The sequence below is a fragment of the Dactylosporangium sp. NPDC051087 genome (assembly GCF_055586325.1).
In genome coordinates, this window is the sequence record NZ_JBVJIJ010000023.1 from 116,769 (window position 1) to 135,887 (window position 19,119).

Annotated in this window: 20 protein-coding genes; 8 read left to right on the forward strand and 12 right to left on the reverse strand. The window is 74.7% G+C overall.

All coding sequences use genetic code 11. The features are described 5' to 3' along the window. Positions 1-213: 213 nt before the first annotated feature. A complete protein-coding gene (aqpZ, locus tag ACZ6TV_RS37695) occupies positions 214-966 on the forward strand; it encodes an aquaporin Z (protein ID WP_465303112.1) in 753 nt (250 codons plus the stop codon). 9 nt (positions 967-975) lie between these two features. Here aqpZ and ACZ6TV_RS37700 read toward each other — a convergent pair whose 3' ends face one another. Both ACZ6TV_RS37700 and ACZ6TV_RS37705 read right to left on the reverse strand, forming a co-directional pair. Beyond that, the gene (locus tag ACZ6TV_RS37700; protein WP_465303114.1) at positions 976-1,626 is read right to left on the reverse strand and encodes a pentapeptide repeat-containing protein; all 651 of its coding nucleotides are present in this window, start codon (positions 1,624-1,626) and stop codon (positions 976-978) included. Positions 1,627-1,643: 17 nt separating this feature from the next. Further along, positions 1,644-2,843 carry a PQQ-dependent sugar dehydrogenase gene (locus ACZ6TV_RS37705; protein WP_465303320.1) on the reverse strand — a complete coding sequence of 400 codons (1,200 nt, stop codon included), beginning with the start codon at positions 2,841-2,843 and terminating at the stop codon, positions 1,644-1,646. A 215-nt stretch (positions 2,844-3,058) separates the two neighbouring features. On the opposite strand from ACZ6TV_RS37705, the gene ACZ6TV_RS37710 reads away from it, so the two are divergent. Continuing rightward, positions 3,059-3,448, forward strand: a complete 390-nt coding sequence (locus tag ACZ6TV_RS37710; RefSeq protein WP_465303116.1) for a hypothetical protein — start codon at positions 3,059-3,061, stop codon at positions 3,446-3,448. Positions 3,449-3,548: 100 nt separating this feature from the next. After that, on the forward strand, positions 3,549-4,538 hold the full coding sequence (locus ACZ6TV_RS37715; RefSeq protein WP_465303118.1) for an ADP-ribosylglycohydrolase family protein: 990 nt from the start codon (positions 3,549-3,551) through the stop codon (positions 4,536-4,538). A 325-nt stretch (positions 4,539-4,863) separates the two neighbouring features. Here ACZ6TV_RS37715 and ACZ6TV_RS37720 read toward each other — a convergent pair whose 3' ends face one another. The 3 genes from ACZ6TV_RS37720 to ACZ6TV_RS37730 all read right to left on the reverse strand — a co-directional run bounded on the left by ACZ6TV_RS37720 (position 4,864) and on the right by ACZ6TV_RS37730 (position 8,666). Next, entirely contained in the window at positions 4,864-5,556 is a 693-nt protein-coding gene (locus tag ACZ6TV_RS37720) for a discoidin domain-containing protein (protein WP_465303120.1), read from the reverse strand. Between the two features lie 569 nt (positions 5,557-6,125). Then, a complete protein-coding gene (locus ACZ6TV_RS37725; RefSeq protein WP_465303122.1) occupies positions 6,126-7,193 on the reverse strand; it encodes an acyltransferase family protein in 1,068 nt (355 codons plus the stop codon). Between the two features lie 201 nt (positions 7,194-7,394). Further along, positions 7,395-8,666 carry an alpha-hydroxy-acid oxidizing protein gene (locus ACZ6TV_RS37730; RefSeq protein ID WP_465303124.1) on the reverse strand — a complete coding sequence of 424 codons (1,272 nt, stop codon included), beginning with the start codon at positions 8,664-8,666 and terminating at the stop codon, positions 7,395-7,397. 54 nt (positions 8,667-8,720) lie between these two features. Between ACZ6TV_RS37730 and ACZ6TV_RS37735 the strand changes: the two genes are divergently transcribed. Further along, a complete protein-coding gene (locus ACZ6TV_RS37735; RefSeq protein ID WP_465303126.1) occupies positions 8,721-9,251 on the forward strand; it encodes an NUDIX hydrolase in 531 nt (176 codons plus the stop codon). 159 nt (positions 9,252-9,410) lie between these two features. Here the strand turns inward: ACZ6TV_RS37735 and ACZ6TV_RS37740 are convergent, their stop codons facing one another. Genes ACZ6TV_RS37740 through ACZ6TV_RS37750 form a run of 3 tightly spaced genes read right to left on the reverse strand, consistent with a single transcriptional unit; the run spans position 9,411 to position 12,299 of the window. Beyond that, positions 9,411-10,277 carry an ABC transporter ATP-binding protein gene (locus ACZ6TV_RS37740; protein WP_465303128.1) on the reverse strand — a complete coding sequence of 289 codons (867 nt, stop codon included), beginning with the start codon at positions 10,275-10,277 and terminating at the stop codon, positions 9,411-9,413. Next, positions 10,270-11,262 (reverse strand): FecCD family ABC transporter permease, encoded by a 993-nt coding sequence (locus tag ACZ6TV_RS37745; protein ID WP_465303130.1) that lies wholly within the window; start codon positions 11,260-11,262, stop codon positions 10,270-10,272. Before ACZ6TV_RS37745 ends, ACZ6TV_RS37740 begins: the two co-directional genes overlap by 8 nt. Before the next feature lie 56 nt (positions 11,263-11,318). Further along, entirely contained in the window at positions 11,319-12,299 is a 981-nt protein-coding gene (locus ACZ6TV_RS37750) for a FecCD family ABC transporter permease (protein ID WP_465303132.1), read from the reverse strand. A gap of 102 nt (positions 12,300-12,401) precedes the next feature. Here ACZ6TV_RS37750 and ACZ6TV_RS37755 point away from each other — a divergent pair, with 102 nt between their 5' ends. Then, on the forward strand, positions 12,402-13,415 hold the full coding sequence (locus ACZ6TV_RS37755) for an ABC transporter substrate-binding protein (RefSeq protein ID WP_465303134.1): 1,014 nt from the start codon (positions 12,402-12,404) through the stop codon (positions 13,413-13,415). After that, positions 13,412-14,191, forward strand: coding sequence for a siderophore-interacting protein (locus ACZ6TV_RS37760; protein ID WP_465303136.1), 780 nt, complete (start codon positions 13,412-13,414; stop codon positions 14,189-14,191). The genes ACZ6TV_RS37755 and ACZ6TV_RS37760 overlap by 4 nt, the downstream gene beginning before the upstream one ends. Here ACZ6TV_RS37760 and ACZ6TV_RS37765 read toward each other — a convergent pair. Then, complete coding sequence (locus tag ACZ6TV_RS37765) at positions 14,188-14,772, reverse strand: hypothetical protein (protein ID WP_465303138.1); 585 nt, start codon at positions 14,770-14,772, stop codon at positions 14,188-14,190. The genes ACZ6TV_RS37760 and ACZ6TV_RS37765 overlap by 4 nt on opposite strands. Positions 14,773-14,998: 226 nt before the next feature. On the opposite strand from ACZ6TV_RS37765, the gene ACZ6TV_RS37770 reads away from it, so the two are divergent. Continuing rightward, entirely contained in the window at positions 14,999-15,202 is a 204-nt protein-coding gene (locus tag ACZ6TV_RS37770) for a cold-shock protein (protein ID WP_344498499.1), read from the forward strand. Positions 15,203-15,264: 62 nt separating this feature from the next. Here ACZ6TV_RS37770 and ACZ6TV_RS37775 read toward each other — a convergent pair whose 3' ends face one another. Further along, the gene (locus ACZ6TV_RS37775) at positions 15,265-16,164 is read right to left on the reverse strand and encodes an ABC transporter substrate-binding protein (protein ID WP_465303140.1); all 900 of its coding nucleotides are present in this window, start codon (positions 16,162-16,164) and stop codon (positions 15,265-15,267) included. Between the two features lie 224 nt (positions 16,165-16,388). Between ACZ6TV_RS37775 and ACZ6TV_RS37780 the strand changes: the two genes are divergently transcribed. Beyond that, the gene (locus ACZ6TV_RS37780; protein ID WP_465303142.1) at positions 16,389-17,681 is read left to right on the forward strand and encodes an acyltransferase family protein; all 1,293 of its coding nucleotides are present in this window, start codon (positions 16,389-16,391) and stop codon (positions 17,679-17,681) included. Here ACZ6TV_RS37780 and ACZ6TV_RS37785 read toward each other — a convergent pair. Together ACZ6TV_RS37785 and ACZ6TV_RS37790 are read right to left on the reverse strand one after the other, a co-directional pair. Further along, on the reverse strand, positions 17,653-17,970 hold the full coding sequence (locus tag ACZ6TV_RS37785) for an STAS domain-containing protein (protein ID WP_465303144.1): 318 nt from the start codon (positions 17,968-17,970) through the stop codon (positions 17,653-17,655). The two genes, ACZ6TV_RS37780 and ACZ6TV_RS37785, sit on opposite strands and share 29 nt — an antisense overlap. A 113-nt stretch (positions 17,971-18,083) precedes the next feature. Further along, the gene (locus ACZ6TV_RS37790; protein ID WP_465303146.1) at positions 18,084-19,022 is read right to left on the reverse strand and encodes an alpha/beta hydrolase; all 939 of its coding nucleotides are present in this window, start codon (positions 19,020-19,022) and stop codon (positions 18,084-18,086) included. Between the last annotated feature and the right edge of the window lie 97 nt (positions 19,023-19,119).

Below are 19,119 nucleotides of genomic sequence, written 5' to 3' on the forward strand. Positions count from 1 at the left end.
GGCAGGGGGGGGGGGGGGGGGGGGGGGGGGGGGGGGGGAGGGGGGTGGGGGGGGGGGGAACCCCCCCCCCCCCCCCCGGCCCGCCCGCCCCCGAAGATGTGCCCAGACGAATCGGATCACGTCACCACCATGGCGCATACATTGTCACAATGCAAGAGCGGTTCACGTGCCGCGGGTGAGGGCCGGCCGTGGCGGCCTTGGCACGGTCGACGGATGGACTCTGCGCCGAAGCTCGGGCGGCGGCTCGCCGTCGAGCTCATCGGGACCTTCTGGCTGGTGTTCGCCGGCTGCGGCACGGCCGTGCTCAGCGCGCGCTTCGACACCGTGGGAGTGGGCCTGCTCGGCGTCGCGTTCGCGTTCGGCCTCGCGGTGCTCACCGGGGCGTACGCGTTCGGGCACATCTCCGGCGGCCACTTCAACCCGGCGGTCACCGTCGGGCTGTGGCTCGGCGGGCGCACCCGGACCACCGACGTCGTGCCCTACGTCGTGGTGCAGGTCATCGGCGCGCTCGCCGCCGCCGGGGTACTGCTCGCGATCGCCACCGGCCGCAGCGGCTTCAGCGTCGCGCGGGACGGCTTCGCCACCAACGGCTACGGCAGCCACTCCCCGGGCGGCTACCACCTCGGCGCCGCGCTGCTGACCGAGGTGGTCCTCACGGCGGTGTTCGTCCTGATGATCCTCGGCTCGACCGACGTGCGGGCGCCGCGCGGCATGGGCCCCCTCGCCATCGGGCTGACGCTCGCCGTCATCCACCTGATCAGCATCCCGGTGACGAACACGTCGGTGAACCCGGCCCGCTCGACGGGCCCGGCGATCGTCGCCGGCGGCGCCGCCCTGTCCCAGCTGTGGCTGTTCTGGGTGGCGCCGATCGCCGGGGCGCTCGTGGCGGGCATCGGCTACCGGTACGTCACCGGAAGCACCGGCACGGTCGAGGCGGCCACCGAGGCCCAGGACGTCGAGGGCTGAGCGGCCGCCTCACCGCGGCGCGGCAGGCCGAAGATGGCCGTCGCACGACTCGCCGGACTTCGTGCCGTCCGGGCAGACCACGTTGGACCAGGTCGTGTCGCCGAGATCGGCGCCGTCGAGGCGGGTGCCGCGCAGGTCGGTGTCGGCGAGCCACGCCCCGGTCAGGTCGGCGCCGCGGGCGTCCGCGCCGCCGAGGTCGGAGCGGCGCAGCGTGACCTGACGCAGATCCGCGCCGCGCAGGTCGGCGCCGCGCAGGCCGACGTCGGTGAGGGTGCCGCCGCGCCAGGTGGTGTCGCGCAGGTCGGCCCGGCCGAGCTCCACCCCGGTCAGGGTGGCGTCGGCGGCGTCGGCGCCGGTGAGGTCGGCGCCGGACAGGTCGACGTGCTCCATCGACAGCGACCGCAGGTGCGCCTTGTGCAGGTTCGAGCCGCTGAGGTTCGCCTCCCGCACGAACCCGCGCACCGTGGAGCGCTCCAGGTCGGTGCAGCGCAGCTGCCGGGAGGACAGCTCGGCGTCGTTGACCTCCCGGCGCGGCAGCGACGCGGCGCCGGGCGCGGTGCAGCGCCGCCCGTGCGTCTCGGGCTGCCGCGTGTGTACGACCAGCAGCACGCCCGACAGCACGGCCCCGGCGAGACACCCGACCGCCAGCCGCCGCCGCACCCGGGCCGGCAGCCTCCTCAACGGGGAGCGGGGGAGCTGAGCGGGCGCAGCGTCAGCCGGAGGATCCGGTCGTCCTCGGTGGACGGTCCCCGGTCGAGGCGGCCGTCGCGGTTGGACGTGGTGATCCAGACGCTGCCGTCCGGTGCCTTGATGGCCGTGCGCAGCCGCCCGTACTGCATGAACAGCGCCTCGACCGGCTTCTTCGTGACCCCGGCGGCGGGACGCCACCGGATGCTGGGCGCGTCGGGCCCGCCGCCCTCCGTCGGGCGGCTGCCGGCCTCCACCTCGCCGGCACGGTTCAGGCCGACGAGGTACACCCGCTGCCCGCGCAGGCAGGTGACGACGGCGGTGTCGCCCACCACGGCGACGCCCGCGCTGACCCCGACCTCCGGATGCCAGGCGACGGCGGGATCGATGTACTTGTCCTTGCCGCCGATGCCCTCGACGAGCGGCCAGCCGTAGTTGCCGCCGGGTTTGATGACGTTCAGCTCGTCCCAGACGGCCTCGCCGATCTCGGAGACGTACATGGTGCCGTCGGTGGCCCAGTCCATCCCTTCGGGGTTGCGGTGGCCGTACGACCAGATGAGCGACCCGCGGAACGGGTTGCCCGGCGGGGGCTTGCCGTCGGTGGTCATCCGCAGGACCTTCCCGCCCAGACTGTTGAGCGACTGCGCGGCCTCGGTCCTGGACGCCTCGCCGGTCGTCGCGTACAGGTAGCCGTCGGGGCCGAACGCGAGCCGCCCGCCGTCGTGGATGCCGCCGCGCGGGATGCCGGTGACGATCGGCCGGGGCCGTTCGCCGAGCTTCAGCTTCGCGATCCGGTTGTCGTCCGTGGTCGTGTAGTAGATGTAGACGGTCTGGTCGAGGGCGTACCGCGGCGACGCGGCGATGCCGAGCAGGCCGCCCTCGTTGTCCGCCGTCGCCTCGCTGATCTTCGTGACGGGGGTGACGGCGAGGGCGCCGTTCGCCATCCGGCCCGGCCCGACCCGCAGGATCCGCAGCGTCCGCCGCTCGGTGACGAGGGCGCTGCCGTCGGGCAGGAACGTGACGCCCCACGGGATGTCGAGGTGCCGGGCGATGGTGCTGACGGAGATCGAGGCGTCGCCGCTCGCCGACGGGTCGGCCGGGCCGTGCCCGAAGTACGTGGGGTCGGCGACCGTCGGGGCCTTGGACGGCACCGCGGCGGGCGCGTCCGACGTGCAGCCGGCCGCGAGCATCAGCAGCACGCCGAGCGCGGCGACCGCACGGACGGGTGTACCCAATGGACCGGCCTCCGCTCGCCCCCGTACAACGTCTTCCTGCACGATCACGAATTCCGCCGCGACCCGCGTCACCTCCGGCGAAGGATCGTCACCGGGCGTTTGACCACCCGGTGGCGGGGGCACCACGGCGGTGGGATTCGAGCACCAGTTCCAACGCGAGGGAGACCAGGATGAGACTGCTGACATTGGCCGCCGGGCTCGCCACCGGTTACGTGCTGGGCACGCGTGCCGGCCGGGGCAAGTACGAGCAGATCGTCGAGGGCGCCCGGCAGCTGCGCGCGAACCCGACCTTCGCCCAGGCGTCGGCGACGGCGAAGCACCTCGCCACGGCACCCGGGACGAAGGCCACGCTGACGCCGTCCACTTCCGTGCCGGCCTCCACTTCGCCCTCTGCTTCGCCGTCTGCTTCGCCCTCCACTTCGGACTCTGTTTCGGCGTCCGCTTCGGACTCTGCTTCGGCGTCCGCTTCGGCCGCGAAGCCCAGGGCGCCGCGCCGCGCGCCCGGTCAGGACACGACCCCCGGCCAGGGCACGCCGGCCGCGATCGCCGACCTGAAGTAGCCCCCTCACGGCGACCGGGGCGCGACCCCGGACGAACGTCACGGCCCCGGCAGCGTCACGCCGCCGGGGCCGTCCACGTCCCCCCGCTACGATCCTGGGCATGTCGACTTCGGCCTCAGGATGCCTGTTCGGTCTCGCGTACGGCGACGCCCTCGGCAAACCCACCGAGTTCATGACGGTCGACGCCATCGTCGCGCGGTACGGGCCGGGCGGCCCCAGGCAGCTCGAAGGCGACCCGGCGCTCGTCACCGACGACACCCAGATGACCCTCGCCGTCGGCTGGGCCCTGCTGGACGCCGCCGCACCCACCCCCGAGGCGCTGGAGCCGCTGCTGCGCGCCAGGTTCGTCGAGTGGGCCCACAGCCCCGACAACAACCGCGCACCGGGCATGACCTGCCTGCGCGCCTGCGGCGGCCTGTCCCGGGGCGTGCCGTGGGTCGAGGCGACCGTCGCCGGCTCCAAGGGCTGCGGCGCCAACATGCGCGTCGCGCCCGTCGGCCTCGCCCCCTACGACCTGGACACCCTCGCCGGCGTCGCGCAGCTGCAGGCGGCCATGACCCACGGCCACCCGACGGCGCTCGCCGCCAGCGAGCTCACCGCGTACGCCGTCCGCCTCCTCCGCGACGGCACCCCCCTCGCGGCCCTGCCCGACGCACTGCGGTCCCGGTGCGAGTCGCAGCGCACGACGTACCGGTCGGACTGGCTCGGCGACCTCTGGCAGCAGCCCGCCGCCACCACCCCCGCCGACTTCATCAGCCGCGGCTGGGACGAGTGCCTCGACGTCCTCGACCGCCTCGACCTGGCCCTGTCCCGCCCCGACGACGGCGGCGACCCGTGCGCGGCGACCGGCGCGGGCTGGGTCGCCGAGGAGGCCCTCGCCACCGCCCTGCTGTGCGCGGTCCGCCACGCCGACGACCCGGTCACCGCCCTCGCCCGCGCCGCCACCACGTCCGGCGACTCCGACTCGATCGCCTGCCTGGCGGGCGCCTTCATCGGCGCCGAACGCGGCATGCCCGCCTGGCCGTCCACCTGGCTCGACCGCATCGAGTACGCCCCCGCCCTCGCCACCCTCGGCCGCGCCTGGGACTGACCGCGCCGGGCCGCGCCGGGCCGCGCCGGGCCGCGCCGGGCCGCGCCGCGCCGGGCCGCGCCGGGCCGCGCCGGGCCGCGCCGCGCCGGGCCGCGCCGCGCCGCGCCGGGTCGGGCCGCGCCGGGTTGGGCCGCGCCGGGTCGGGTCGGGTCGCGTCGGGTCGGGGTCGCGTCGGGTCGGGTCGGGTCGCGTCGGGTTCGGTCGCGCCGGGTTCGGTCGCGCCGGGTTGGGTCGCGCCGGGTTGGGTCGGGGCTGCCGTCCGGCGCGGGTGCCATCCGTTTCGCGGTGGCCGAGGCTGCGACCGTAGCGGTGCCGGGACGGTGGGTCAGCGGATCTCGAGCTCGAACAGGGAGTAGCCGTACATGCCGTTGCGGCGGGTGCCGTTCATCCTGACGTAGCGGGCCGGGGTCGCGGCGATGCGGACGGTCTGCACGCCGCCGGTGCCTTCCGTGGTGCGCCACACGGTGTGCCAGGTCGCGCCGTCGGGGCTGACGGTGATGTCGTACTCGACGCCGTAGGCCGCCTCCCAGCGCAGCACGACCTCGGTGACCAGCCACACCTGCCCGAGGTCGACGCTGATCCACTGCGGGTCGCTGAACGTGCTGCTCCACCGGGTGCCCTGGTTGCCGTCGACCGCGTTGCCCGGCAGGTAGGCGGTGCCCTCCACGGACGACGACGTGGCGGGGCGGCCCAGCGCGAGGTTGGCTCCCTCCGGGTTCGCCGCACCGCCGGGCGTCCGGGCGGCGGGTGCCCCCGTCGTCGCCGACCTCCCCGGTGCCGCCTGCCGGGAGGGAACCCGGGACCCGTCAGCGGAACTCGCCGCCGACGAGCCCCGAACGCCGTCCGGCGACGCCGCGCCGGACTCCGACGACCCGGCGGACGGCAACGCGCCCGCCGACGGCAACGGCAACGCGGACGGCGCCGCCTCCGCCGGGCCCTTCACGTCCCGCCGCTGCAGCGCCACCACCGTGCCGATGACAGCGGCGAGCACCACGACGGCGGCGACGACAGCCGACACCAACCGCCGCCGCGCCGCTGCTTGCCCCGCCCCGTCCGGCCCGGTCTCCGCTCCGCCACCTGACCCCGCAGTGCCGCCTGACCCTGCCGCGCCGCTGCCCCCTAGCCTGTCGCCCGTCCCCGCTGCGCCGCCCGTCCCCGCCGCGCCGCCCGTCCCCGCCGCGCCGCCCGTCCCCGCTGCGCCGCCCGATCCCGCCGCGCCGCCCGTCCCCGCCGCGCCGCCCGATCCCGCGCCGCCACCCGGCCCCGCCGCGCCGCTGGCCCCCGCACTGCCGCCCGTCCCCACGCTGTGATCTGGTGCCGCGCCGCGCCGGGCTGCCGCGCTGCGCCTGTGTTTCGGGGTGCCGCCCGTCCCCGCGCCGCCGCCCGTCCCCGCGCCGCCGCCCGTCCCCGAGCCGTCGTCCGCTGCCGCGCCGGCGTCACCGCCGGACTCCGCCGGGGGCTCCGGATCAGGTGTGACATAAGGCCTGACGAAGCGAGGTGGCTCGGACTCCTCGTGCGCCACCGATCGCTCCCCTCAAGCCGGACCCGCCCGACGCTGAGAAGAAGCCGCCCGACCTGCCCCGCACGCTACCCCCGCGGTACGACACTTTCCCGCCGACGCGGGAGGTCGAGCAACGGCGCCGGGAGGCTGCGCTCCAGGGCGAGGCAGATCCAGGTGACCGTGACCGTGAGCAGGACCGGTTCGGCGACCGCGAGCAGCACCTGCACCGCCGGGCCGGCGCCGGACACGGGGCCGATGAGCACGGCGTGGAGGATGGCCAGGACGGGCATGTGCAGCACGTAGATCGGCAGGGTGCGCCGGCCGATGCCGCCGAGGAGGTCCGACACGGCCCGCGAGCGGGCGGCGAGCGCCGCGGCCGTCACCCCGGCTCCGACGGCGGCGACACTGACGAGTGGGCCGGTGAGCGGGGCCAGGTGCAGGACGGGCAGGCCCAGGCCGTACAGGCCGCCGAACAGCGCGAGGCGTCGCCATGACGCCGTCCGGGCCAGGCCTTCGACGACACCGCGCAGGCGGAGGCCGGCGAGGAAGAAGACGAGGTTCTGCAGCAGGCCACCGCGGTTTCCGGGGGTCGGCACGAGGTCCGCGGCGACGATCACCGACAGGGCGAGGGCGGCGGTCAGGACCAGGGTCGTCGGGAGGCGGCGCACGGCCTTCGCGACGGTGAAGTAGACGGCGAGGGCGAGGAGGTACCACAGGTTCGTCGGGGTGATCGTCAACTGTTCGAGCAGCTCCAGCGGGCCGTGCGCCCGGGCGGTGTCGAAGGCGGGCACCAGGGCGAGCAGCGCCGTGTGGATGAGGAGCCAGATGGCGTACAGATAGCCGAACCGCGCCACCTTCGACCGCCCCAGCACGCGCCACGAACGGCCGGCCGCGCCGGCGGCGAACATGCCCGAGATGGCGAAGAACAGCGGCATCCGCAGCGGCAGGAGCTGCTCGCCGAGCAGGCCCCACGCGCCGGGCAGCGGCACCGGCAGCCGCCAGTCCGCCCGCAGGTAGTGCTTCGTGATGACGTGCCACAGCACGACGAGGAGGATGCAGGCGCCCTTGGCCACGTCGGCCCACGGCTCGCGGGTGCCCGGCGGCCGCTCCTGGGCGGTGGTCGCGGGCCTGGTCAGCTCCAGTGTGTCGGTCATCTCGGGGTCGCTCCCTGCGTCAGTCCATCGACCTCCACAGGCCGGCTTGTACTGCCGGAGCACGCACGGGCGGGTCCGGCCGGTTGAGGACTGTCGAAAGGACGACGCTTGCCCCATACCTCCAGCGTGGATGTGGGGAGGCGGTCCGACCTGTGCGGGACGACTCAGGTCCGGCTGGGTAGCGGTACTCAGATCGCCCGGTCAGGGCGCCGGCACGAGCAGCGAGCGGGTGACGGCGGCCAGGTCGGGGACGCCGACCAGGGCCATGGTCAGGTCCAGCTCCGCGATGACGTTGTCGGCGACCTGCTGTACACCGGCGGCACCGGCGAGCGCGAGGCCGTAGATGTGCGGCCGTCCCAGCAGGCACGCGTCGGCGCCGAGGGCGAGGGCGACGAACACGTCGGCGCCGGAGCGGATGCCGCTGTCGAAGAGCACCGTCGGGTCCGGGCCGACGGCCTCGCGGACGGTGACGAGCGCGTCGAGGGCGGCGATGGCGTGGTCGACCTGCCGGCCGCCGTGGTTGGACACGATGATCCCGTCGACGCCGGCGTCGAGGGCGGTCCGCGCGTCGTCCGGGTGCAGGATGCCCTTGAGCAGGATCGGCAGGGACGTGCGGGCGCGCAGCGTCTCCAGGTGCCGCCAGCTCAGGCCGGGGTTGGAGTAGATGTCGAGGAACGTCTCGACCGACGCGCGCGGCGCCGGGGACCGCAGGTTGGCCAGGGTGCCGCCGGGGTGGTTGCGGGACATGGCGAGCAGGGTGCGCAGCGCGCCGAGCGTCACGGGGCCCTTCCGCGGGGACGCTCCCCGCTCCTGGGCGATGTCGAGGAAGCGGCGGTCCGAGGTGTACTGCGCGATGCCCAGCCCCCGCGCGAACGGCAGCGAGCCCAGGTTGAGGTCCTGCGGCCGCCAGCCCAGCAGGGTGGTGTCGAGGGTGACGACGAGCGCGCGGGCGCCGCAGTCCTCGGCGCGGCGGATCATCGAGTCGACGAGCCGCTCGTCCGTCGACCAGTACAGCTGATACCAGAACGGGGTGCCGCCCATCGCCGCGGCGGTGCGCTCCATCGGGTCGCAGCCCTGGCTGGAGAGGATGTACGGCACACCGGCGGCGGCGGCGCCCTCGGCGATGCGGACGTCGCTGCCGGGGGTGACGAGCGCGGCGGCGCCGACGGGGGCGAGCAGCAGCGGCGCGCGCAGCGGGGTGCCGAGCACGTCGGTGCTCAGGTCCCGGGCGGTGACGCCGTGCAGCATCCGCGGCACGATCCGCCACCGCTCGAACGCGGCCCGGTTGTGCCGCATGGTGGCGCCGCTGCCGGCGCCGCCCGCCACATACGCCCAGGCCTTGCGCGACATCGCCTTGCGGGCGCGGCGTTCGAGCTCGGCGGCGTCGGTGGGCACGGACGGCGCCCGGCCGAGGACCCCGGCGCGGTAGATGGCGTTCTGCCTGGCCCGTCCCGGCCCGGGGGTGCTCGTCATGGTTGCCCATCATCCCCAAGGAACCGCGCACCGCAAAGGCGCTACCGTCGGGTCGTGACGAAGCACCGGCCCGCCGCCCGGGTCATCTGCCTGGACGCCGCCGACCGGGTGCTGCTGCTGCGCTGGCGGGATCCGTTCGACGGCAGGTGGCTGTGGGAGCCGCCCGGCGGTGGGATCGACCCCGGCGAGACCCCGTTCGAGGCGGCGCGGCGGGAGCTGGCCGAGGAGACCGGCCTCGACCCGGCCGCCGTGCGGGACGGGTGCGTGGAGGTGGAGCGCGACGCCTGGTGGAAGGGCACCAGGTATGTCGGGGCGGAGCAGTTCTTCCTCGCCCGGTTCGCCGGCGACCGGCCGCCGCTGGTGCGGACCGGTCTGCTGCCCGACGAGCAGCTGACCCTGGACGCGCACGCGTGGATCGCCTGGCAGGACCTGGGGTCGCTGCCCGACGAGCTGCAGCCGCCGCACCTGCTCGACGTCCTGACCGCCCTGGCCCCGGACGGCCCCTGGGCGGCGGGCCCGGACGGAGCCCGCGCGACGAGCGGTCCCGGCGCGTCGGGCGCCGACGATCCCCGCGCAACGAGCTGAGCACCGGCCCGACACCGGGCCGCAACGGGCCGGGGCCATGATGGAGGCTCTGCACCTGCCGGAAAGCCGTCGCCGAGAGGGATGTCGTGCTGCTGTCTGTTGCCGCCGGGGCGGTCGCCGTCCCGGTTCTGTGGTTCGTCGGGTCCCTCGCCGGGGTCGCTACGGTGACGCTGGTGCGGGAGGTGCGGGTCGAGCGGCAGGTGCGCCGGATCCGCCGGGAGCACGCGGAATCACCATGGCGGTCCCCGTCTCAGGGTCCGGCATGACCCGGCACGCCAGGCCGAACACCGCCTCGACGACCGGGGCCGTCACCACCTGAGCCGGTGGCCCTTCGGCGACGACCCGGCCGCCGCGCATGGCGATCAGGTGGGTCGCGTAGCGGGCGGACAGGTTCAGGTCGTGCAGGACCGCGACGAGGGTGCGCCCCCGGTCGCGGTGCAGCCGGGCGCAGAGCTCGAGGACCTCGATCTGGTGGGTGACGTCGAGGTACGTGGTCGGCTCGTCCAGCAGCAGCAGCGGCGTGTCCTGGGCGAGGGCGGCGGCGATCCAGACCCGCTGCCGCTGCCCGCCGGACAGCTCGTCGACAGGGGCGGCCGCGAGGCCTGACACGCCGGCCGCCAGCATCGCGTCGTGGACCGCCCGCCGGTCCGCCGCGGTCCACGGGCCGAGGGGGCCGTGGTGGGGGTACCGGCCGTGCGCGACGAGATCCGCGACCGTGATCCCGGCCGGGGCGACCGCCGACTGCGCCAGCAGCCCGAGGGTCCGGGCGACCTCCCGGGTCGGCCGGGTGGCGATGTCGCGCCCGTCGAGCAGGACACCACCGGCGCTCGGGCGCAGGGTCCGGGCGAGGGCGCGCAGGAGCGTCGACTTGCCGCACGCGTTCGGGCCGACGATGACGGTGAACGAGCGGTCCGGGATCCGCACCGTCAGCCCCTCGGCGACGATCCGGCCGTCATAGCCCAGCGTGAGCCCCGACCCGGCGAGCCGCCCGCCGCCCGCGAGCGTGGGGTGCTTGCCTTCAGACACGGTCGCGCCTCCCGCGGGCGAGGAGCCAGATGAGGTACCCACCGCCGAGCAGCCCGGTCACGACGCCGACCGGGACCTGGTGGCCGGGGACGGCGCGCTGCCCGACGACGTCGGCGGTGGTCAGCAGCGCGGCGCCGAGGCACAGCGACGGCACCAGGTTCGGCCCCGGCGCGTCGGTGAGCCGCCGGGCCAGCTGCGGCGCGGTCAGCGCGACGAACGCGACCGGCCCGCACGCGGCCGCCGCGGCGGCGCTGAGCAGGACGGCGCCGGCGAGGGAGCCGAAGCGGACGGCGGCGACCCTGACCCCGAGGGCGTGGGCCGGGTCGTCGCCGAGCTCGAGGGTCCGCAGCGGCCGGCCGCAGGCGACGACGGCCGGGCCGACGACGCCGACCGCGACGGCGGCGACCAGGGCGTTGCCCCAGCCGCGGCCGTCGAGGCTGCCGGTGAGCCACAGCACGGCGCGGGCCGCGTCGATGATCTGCGCGCGGGTCAGCAGGTAGCTGTTGACGCCGGTGAGGACCCCGGCGACGCCGATGCCGACGAGGATGAGGCGGCCGCCGTACCGGCCGTCGCGCCACGCGAGCAGGTGGATGGCGGCGCCGGTGGCGATGCCGCCGAGGACCGCGCCGCCCGCGACGGTGGCCGCGCCCCCGCCGATGAGGACGACGGCGACGAGCGCGCCGGCGGACGCGCCCTGGGTGAAGCCGAGCACGTCGGGGCTGCCGAGCGGGTTGCGCACCAGGGACTGGAACACGGCCCCGGACAGGGCGAGCGCGGCACCGGCGAACAGCCCGGTCACGACCCGCGGCAGCCGGATCTCGTTGACGATGAACGCGTCGGCGGGCGAGCCGCCGCCGGTGAGGGTGCGCACCACGTCGGGGACGCTCATCGGGTAGTCGCCGCTGCCGACGGCGTAGAGCGCCACGGCGACGGCCACGACGGCGAAGGCCCCGCCGACCCAGCGCGCCCGCACCGCGGGCCGCACCCGTCCCGCCTTCGCCGCGCGTCCCGGAAAAGCGTCTGTCGAGACCCGCGGGGGTGTCATGCGCGCCGCCGGCGGACCACGGCGAGGAAGAACCCGCCGCCGACGACCGCGGTGACGACGCCGACCTGCAGCTCGCCGGGGCGGGCGACGACCCGGCCGAGCACGTCGGCGCCGAGCAGCAGGGCGGGTGCGAGGACCGCGCAGAATGCGAGGAGCCACCGCACGTCGGGCCCGGTCAGCGGGCGGACCAGGTGCGGCACCATCAGCCCGAGGAAGACGATCGGGCCGCACGCCGCGGTCGCCGCGCCGCACAGCAGGACGACGGCGACGGCGGCCACCGCCCGGATCCGGGCGGGGTCGGTGCCGAGGGCGCGCGCGGCGTCGTCGCCCAGTGCCATCACGTTGAGCGTGCGGGCGAGGGCGGCGGTGACCAGTACACCCGCCGCGATGAACGGCAGGATCAGCGTCGCGGTGCCGGGGTTCGCCGCCGCCAGGGACCCGGCGGTCCAGAAGCGCATCCGGTCGAGCGAGGCGGTGTCGAGCAGCTGCACGGCGGCGACGTAGGCGTACAGGACGGCGGTGACCGCGGTCCCGGACAGCGCGAGCCCGGCGGGGGTCGCGGTCGCGCCGCCGCCGACGGCCCAGACCGCGACGGTGACGAGCGCGGCGCCCGCGAAGGCGAACCAGATGTAGCCGGACAGGTCGGCGACGCCGAGGAAGCTGATCGCCGAGACGACCGCGGCGGAGGCGCCCGCGTTGACGCCGAGCAGGCCGGGGTCGGCGAGGGGGTTGCGGGTCAGGGCCTGCATGAGCGCCCCGGCGAGGCCGAGGGCCACGCCGACGAGCAGCCCGAGGGCGCTGCGCGGCAGCCGCAGCTGCCGCACGACCGTCGCGGCGCCGCCGGACGGGTCGACGAGGCCGTGCCAGACGTCGAGCGGCGCGAACGACCGGGCGCCGACGGCGAGGCTCGCGCCGACGGTGAGGGCGAGCGCGCCGACGGCGACGACCAGCCAGCGTCCTCTGTGGACACCTTGCACGGGGGAGCTCCTGACAACGACCGGCACGACGACTTGACATCCATAACTTAGGCGAGGCTAACCTAAATGCCGATCCCCGGTAAAGCAACGGAAGGCGAAACCATGCCCCTCACCCGACGGCGTCTCCTCACCGGTGCCGGCACGCTCGGCCTCGGTGCCCTCCTCGCCGCCTGCGGTGACGACAGCGGCCAGGAGGGCGCCGCCGACCAGGCCCAGCAGGGCTGGGAGTTCACCGACGACCGCGGCACCAAGGTGACCGCCGCCGCCCGGCCCGCCCGCGTGGTCGCCTACGTCGGCTCCGCCGCGGCGCTGCGCGACTTCGGCGTCGACGCGCAGGTCATCGGCACGTTCGGCCCGTCGAAGAGCGCCGACGGCGGCAAGGATCCCCTCGCCGGCGACCTCGACGTGGCCCGGCTCACGTCGCTCGGCAACGCGTGGGGCGAGTTCAACATCGAGAAGTACGCGTCGCTCAAGCCCGACCTGCTCGTCACCAACATGTACGAGCCGAACGCGCTGTGGTACGTCCCGGACGACAGCAAGGACAAGATCCTCGCGTTCGCCCCGAGCGTGGGGCTGACCGTGTCCGGCGGGGTCACGCTGCTGCAGGTCATCCAGCGGTACGGCGCGCTCGCCGCCGCCCTGGGCGCGGACCAGAACGCGAAGCCCGTCACCGACGCCAAGGCCCGCTTCGACGCGGCCGGCGAGCAGGTCAAGGCTGCGGTCAAGGCCAACGGCGGCCTCCGGGTCCTCGCCGCGTCCGCCAGCCCCGACCTGCTCTACGCCTCGACGCCCAAGGCGTACGCGGACCTGAGCTACTACAAGGAGCTCGGCGTCGACGTCATCACGCCCGACAACGTCACCGGCGGGTTCTTCGAGAACCTCAGCTGGGAGAACGCCGACCGGTACAAGGCCGACGTGATCCTGCTCGACAGCCGCACGTCGGCGCTGCAGCCGAAGGACCTCGCCGCGAAGCCGACGTGGGCGGCGCTGCCCGCGGTCAAGGCCGGCCAGCTCGTGCCGTGGCTCAGCGAGCCGCGCTTCAGCCACGCCGGCTGCGCCGGGCCCCTGGAGACCCTGGCGAAGGCCCTGACCTCGGCGAAGAAGGTCACCGCATGACGTTCGAGTTCTTCGACGTCACGGTGCTGCGCCGGGAGTCGCTGTCGCCGTCCTCGGTGCGTCTCGTGTTCGGCGGCCCGGATCTCGCGAGGTTCACCAGCGGCGGGCGGGACCAGCGGTTCAAGCTGTTCCTGCCGCAGCCGCACCAGAGCGCCGCGGAGGTGCCGAGAGGCGAGGACTGGTGGCCGCGGTGGCGGGCGGCCGATCCGGCGACGCGGGCGGTGATGCGCACCTACACGGTGCGGGAGCAGCGCGGCGAGGAGTTCGACGTCGACTTCGCCGTCCACGACACCGCCCAGGCCGGGCCGGCGTCCACCTGGGCCCGGCACGCCCGGCCGGGCGACCGCGCGGTCGTGCTCGCCCCGACGGTCGCCGACAACGGCGGCGTCGACTTCCGCCCGCCGGCCGGCACCGACTGGATCCTCCTCGCGGGCGACGAGACCGCCGTGCCCGCCCTCGCCGGGATCCTCGAATGGGTCGGCACGTCGCTGCCGGTCCGGGCCTGGATCGAGGTGCACGACCCGGCGGACGTACGGGACCTGCCGCGCGCCGAGGGCACCGAGCTGACCTGGCTCGTGGGCGGCGGCACCCTGGACGCGGTCCGGGCCGCCGGCCTGCCGCCGGGCACGCCCTACGCGTGGGTCGCGGGGGAGTCCGGCATGGTGAAGGCCGTGCGCCGGCACCTCGTCCACGACCGCGGCGTCGACCGGAAGAGGGTCATGTTCACCGGGTACTGGCGGCGCGGCGCCACCGAGGACGACCTGCTCGCGGCTTAAAAGTCTGGGAGGGCCTTGAAGCGCTCGTCGAGGCGGACGCTGGGCATCAGCCGGCGCAGCGTCCCGCGGATCACGGTCAGCGGATGCCGCGGGAACTGGGCGTCGTACTGCTCGTGGTCGGCGTGGTGGAAGGGCAGCCCGCCGGTGGCGTCCGGCGCGTACGGCGACGGCGTGTAGAACCGGTCCGGTCCGAGCTGCGCCATGATCATCGCCTCGCGCATGCCGGTCGGGCCGGTCTCCGGGGCCTGGAGCTTCAGCACGGTGCTGCACGTCGCCCGCGGCACCGTCCAGGAGCCGATGAACACCTGGCCGTGACCCTGCGGGTGGCGGACCTTCAGCAGCTGCCGCAGCGCCGGCACGCCGTCGACCGGCTCGACGGCCGCGTCGATGAGGCCGGCGCCCGCGGCGGCGGTGTGCCTGGCGGTGCCGGCGAAGAGCGCCGCCGGGTCGCGCGGCGACGCCGGGAGGTCGGGCCGGAGGTTGAAGAAGTGCAGCGACATCACCACGCCCTGCTCGTCGCGCCAGGCCAGCTGGTCGACCTGCTGGAAGCCGGTGAGATCGAGGTGAGTGACGGCGCTCATACGCGTTCAGCCTATCGGGCGACCAACTGTGTCGCGAAATACAAACGATCAGGTGAACCAGTTTGGGTGTTTTGTGGGTTTATTCCTCATTTAGTTGAAGGATTCGCGTGACGGGAGCGTGCGCTCGGCTGTCTCTGAGGCGTCACTGGCAGTACGGTGTTCCTCGGTGAGGTCTTCACTGCCGGCAAACATGGCCGGCAGGACTCACTGTGTTCAGGAGGAACGCGTGGCTAGCGGTACCGTGAAGTGGTTCAACTCCGAAAAAGGCTTCGGCTTCATCCAGCAGGACGACGGCGGCGCGGACGTCTTCGTGCACTACTCGGCGATCGCGAGCAGCGGCTACCGCGAGCTGACCGAGGGTCAGAAGGTCGAATACGACGTGACCCAGGGCCAGAAGGGTCCGCAGGCGGACAACGTCCGCGGGATCTGATCGTCCTGCTCCGGAAGCCGCGCACCCGCCGGTGACCGCAGCGTTTCGGGCCCGTGCGGCGCTCACTCGATGAGCGTGGCACGGGCCCGTTGCCGTTCCCCGAGGTAGGCCTCGGGGCAGGCGTCCGGGTGCAGGAGCGCCGCGAGGGCCTCGACCCCGTCGACGAGCCGCGGCCCGGGCCGCACCACGATGCCGTCCGCGTCGACCGCCCACACCCGCGCGTCCGGGAAGCGCGGCGCGACGAGCCGGGCCTGCTCGGCGGCGCCGTCCAGGTGGAAGCCGCACGGCGCGACCACGACCACGTCCGGCGCGGCGGCGGTCAGCGCTTCCCACGTCGTGGCCCGCGACCGGGCCCGGGGGTGCGCGCCGACGGGCTCCCCACCGGCGGCCGTGACCAGGTCCGGCACCCAGTGCCCGGCGGTGAACGGCGGGTCGGTCCACTCCACCATCAGCACCCGCGGCCGGGGGCGCCCCGCGACGGCGGCGGCCACCGCGTCCAGCCGGGCCCGCAGCCCCGCGACGAGCCGCGCGGCCCGGTCCGGCACGCCGGCGCGGTCGCCCACCTCGAGGATCGTGCCGAGCACCTCGTCGAGGGAGTGCGGGTCGAGCGACAGCACGTCCGCGCGGCACCCCAGGTGCTCCAGGGCGTCCGACACGTGACCGGACGGCAGCGCGCACACCCGGCACAGGTCCTGCGTGAGGATCAGCTCGGGGTCCAGGCCGGCCAGGGCGCCGGCGTGCAACGTGTACAGGTCGTCGCCGGCCGCGAACCGCTCCCGCACATACGCGTCGATCTCGCCCGGCGCCATCCCGCGGGTGTCGCGCCCGCCGACGACCACGGTCTTGTCCGTCCTCGCCGACGGCGGCTCGTCGCACTCGAAGGTCACGCCGACCAGGTCGTCGCCCAGCCCGAGGGCGTAGACGATCTCGGTCGCGGACGGCAGCAACGACACCAGGCGCACCCCGGTAAGCGTAAAGGTGAGTGAACACCCGCCGGGTTTCACCCGGTCACACTTCACCGTTGCGCCGCCCTCCATTCACCCTGCGTGACGGGATTGATCGGATAGCCTCGGCGAGGGGATGCGGCAGCCCGCGTCTCCTCCCCCCGCAGATCTGTCAGCAGTGTCTGACGCTGGTCCGCCCGGCCCGCGTCCCGACCCGTCGCGCGTGCGCGAGGGAGAGGTATGTGGTGACGCGGTCACGGCCACGGCACGGGCGCAAGCCCGCGACCCTCGGGCAGCTGTATGAAGGACGCGACAACGGGATCGGCGCCATCCGGCTCGGCCTCGCCGTCGTCGTCGTGTTCACGCACGGCACGTCGCTCGGCTTCGGCTGGGAGGATCTCGCCGAGTCGCTGTTCCGCGGGCAGACCAACACCGGCACGCTCGCCGTGTTCGGCTTCTTCGTCCTGTCGGGGCTGCTGATCACGCGCAGCGCGACCCGCACGACGATCGGCCGCTTCGTGTGGCACCGGATGCTGCGGATCCTGCCGGCGCTGTGGGTGTGCCTGCTGGTGACCGCGTTCGTCGTCGCGCCGCTGGTGGCACTGCGCGAGTGGGGCAACCTCAACGGGTTCTGGTCCGGGCCGAAGGGGCCGGTGCAGTACGTCACCGGCAACTGGTTCGCCGGGGTCCGGCAGTACGGCATCCACGACCTCCTCGGCGCGTCGACCCCGTGGGGGCGGCAGAGCGGCGGCAGCGTCTTCGACGGTGCTCTGTGGTCGCTGGTGTACGAGGTGCTCTGCTACGGCGTGGCCGGAGCCCTGGCGGTGACCGCGGTGCTGCACCGCCGGCGATGGCTGGTCGTGTGCCTGGTCGTCGCGCTGTACGGCGTCGTCGTCGTCGACCAGGTGCAGGGGCGCCCCCTGCTGGGCCCGCCGACGCCGCACTACGGCCAGGTGCACCTGCCGCTGCTCGGGGAGGTGTCGTTCCACTGGCTCATGTACCTGGGGCTGCTGTTCCTCGCCGGTGCCACGGCCGAGCTGTACCGCGACCGCGTCGTCATCCACGACGGCGCCGGCGTCGCCAGTCTCGCCGCCCTGGTGGGGTCGCTGCTGCTCGGCGGGTTCTTCGTGATCGGCTTCCCGGCGCTGGTCTACACGCTGATCTGGGGGGCCGTGCGGATGCCGCCCGCGCTGCGGTGGATCGGCCGGCGCAACGACTATTCCTACGGCGTCTACATCTACGGGTTCATCGGCCAGCAGGTCCTCGCGAGCGTCGGCTGGAGCCGGTGGGGCTACCTGCCGTACATCGCCATGTCGCTGGTCCTGGCGTTCGCCGCGGCCGCCCTGTCGTGGCACCTGGTCGAGCGCCGGGTGCTCGCGTTCAAGGACTGGACGCCACGCCTGCTGCGGCGCGCGGCCGTGCCGAAGGTGCCGGCGCAGGTGCCCCATCGGGCGGCCGGGACGGCGGCGCCGGCGCCGGTGGGCGGGCCTCCCGGCGGGTCCGGGCCTATTGCGGTGGCAGGCCGAAGAAGGTGACCAGGCCGGCGGTGCGCAGGGTCCGCAGGAGCGTCGCCGACGGGTTCTCCAGGACCAGCCGCGTGCCGGCCCGTTCGGCCTGCTTGTGGGCGGCGACCAGGGCGCCGATGCCGCTGGAGTCGATGAACGTCACCAGGCGCAGGTCGAGGTGCAGTGCGCCCGGCGGCGGCTGCAGCGCCTGCTCGACGCACGCCCGGAAGCGCTCCGCGGCGCCGTAGTCGAGGTCGCCGCGGGCCACGATGACGGTGCCGCCACCGATGCGCCCTTGCACGTGCAGGTTCAAGTCCACGCCAACCGTCCCAACCTCGATCGGTGAGACACTATCCGGCCTGCTCAAACCGTGTTCGTTGCCATCAGGCAAGTGGGTGCCCGCCCGCGGTGCGGGCACCCACCCGGCGGTCGTCAGCGCACGAACTGGGTCTGCACGCCCGCGTCGACGGCGTCGCCGATGCCGTAGACCCAGGCGGTGCCGACCGGGTCGCCGAGCTGGGCGCGCAGCCACAGCGCGGCCCACCGGGCGATGTTCTCCACGCCGCCGGCCTGGTCGAGCGTCTGCGGGGACAGGTCGGGCCGGGCCCCCGCAGGGTTCTGCGCGTCGGTGATGCCGTAGTGGTTGGCGCCGGCGACGCTGACGTACAGCTTCGGCGTGCCCAGCAGGACGGCGTAGGTGCCGAGTCCGTTCGCGGGGCTGCCGACGCCGTCCACGGCGCCCTGGATGAGCGCCACCGGGACGGTGTTGGCGACCGGCGGGATGACCGGCGTGCCGGGCACGGCGTTGTTCGTGCCGTAGAACGCGGCCGCCTTCAGCTGCGGCGGTGCCGGGATCGGCACGTCGGTGAACGGCGGCGTGGACAGGCCGGTGGTGAGGCCGAGGCCGGCGGCGCCGCCGAACGAGTGGCCGGCGAGCAGCAGCGTGCCGGCGTCGATGCGGCCCTTGAGCGGCGAGCCGGTCCGGGCGTTCTCGGCCGCGGCCCACGCGACGGTCCAGGTGGCCTCGGCGCCGTCGGCGTACAGGCCGGGGACGCCGAAGATCACGCGGGTGTGGTCGGGCACGACGACCACGAAGCCGTAGGAGGCGACCTTGCGGGCGAAGCCGGTGTAGTTCGCCCGGCCGACGTTCGCGCCCTGCAGCAGCAGCACGACCGGCCACGGCTGGTGCGGCGAGGAGGTGACGGGGTGGTGCACGTCGGCCTGGTCGCCGTTGACCGTGGTGCCGTACGTGCTGACGGTGGAGTACGCGGCGCTCGCCTGGGAGGGGCCGGCCAGGGCGCCGGCGGCACCGGCGACGACGGCGCCGCCCGCGGCGAGCAGCACGCCACGGCGGCTGAGACGTTGAGCCATTCGGACCTCTGTTTCCCTCAGTGGAACACAGTTTCCTATTGGGCGACAGCGTACGGGAAGAGTGGGGCCCGCCGTCAATGCCTTGTCCGCATCGACG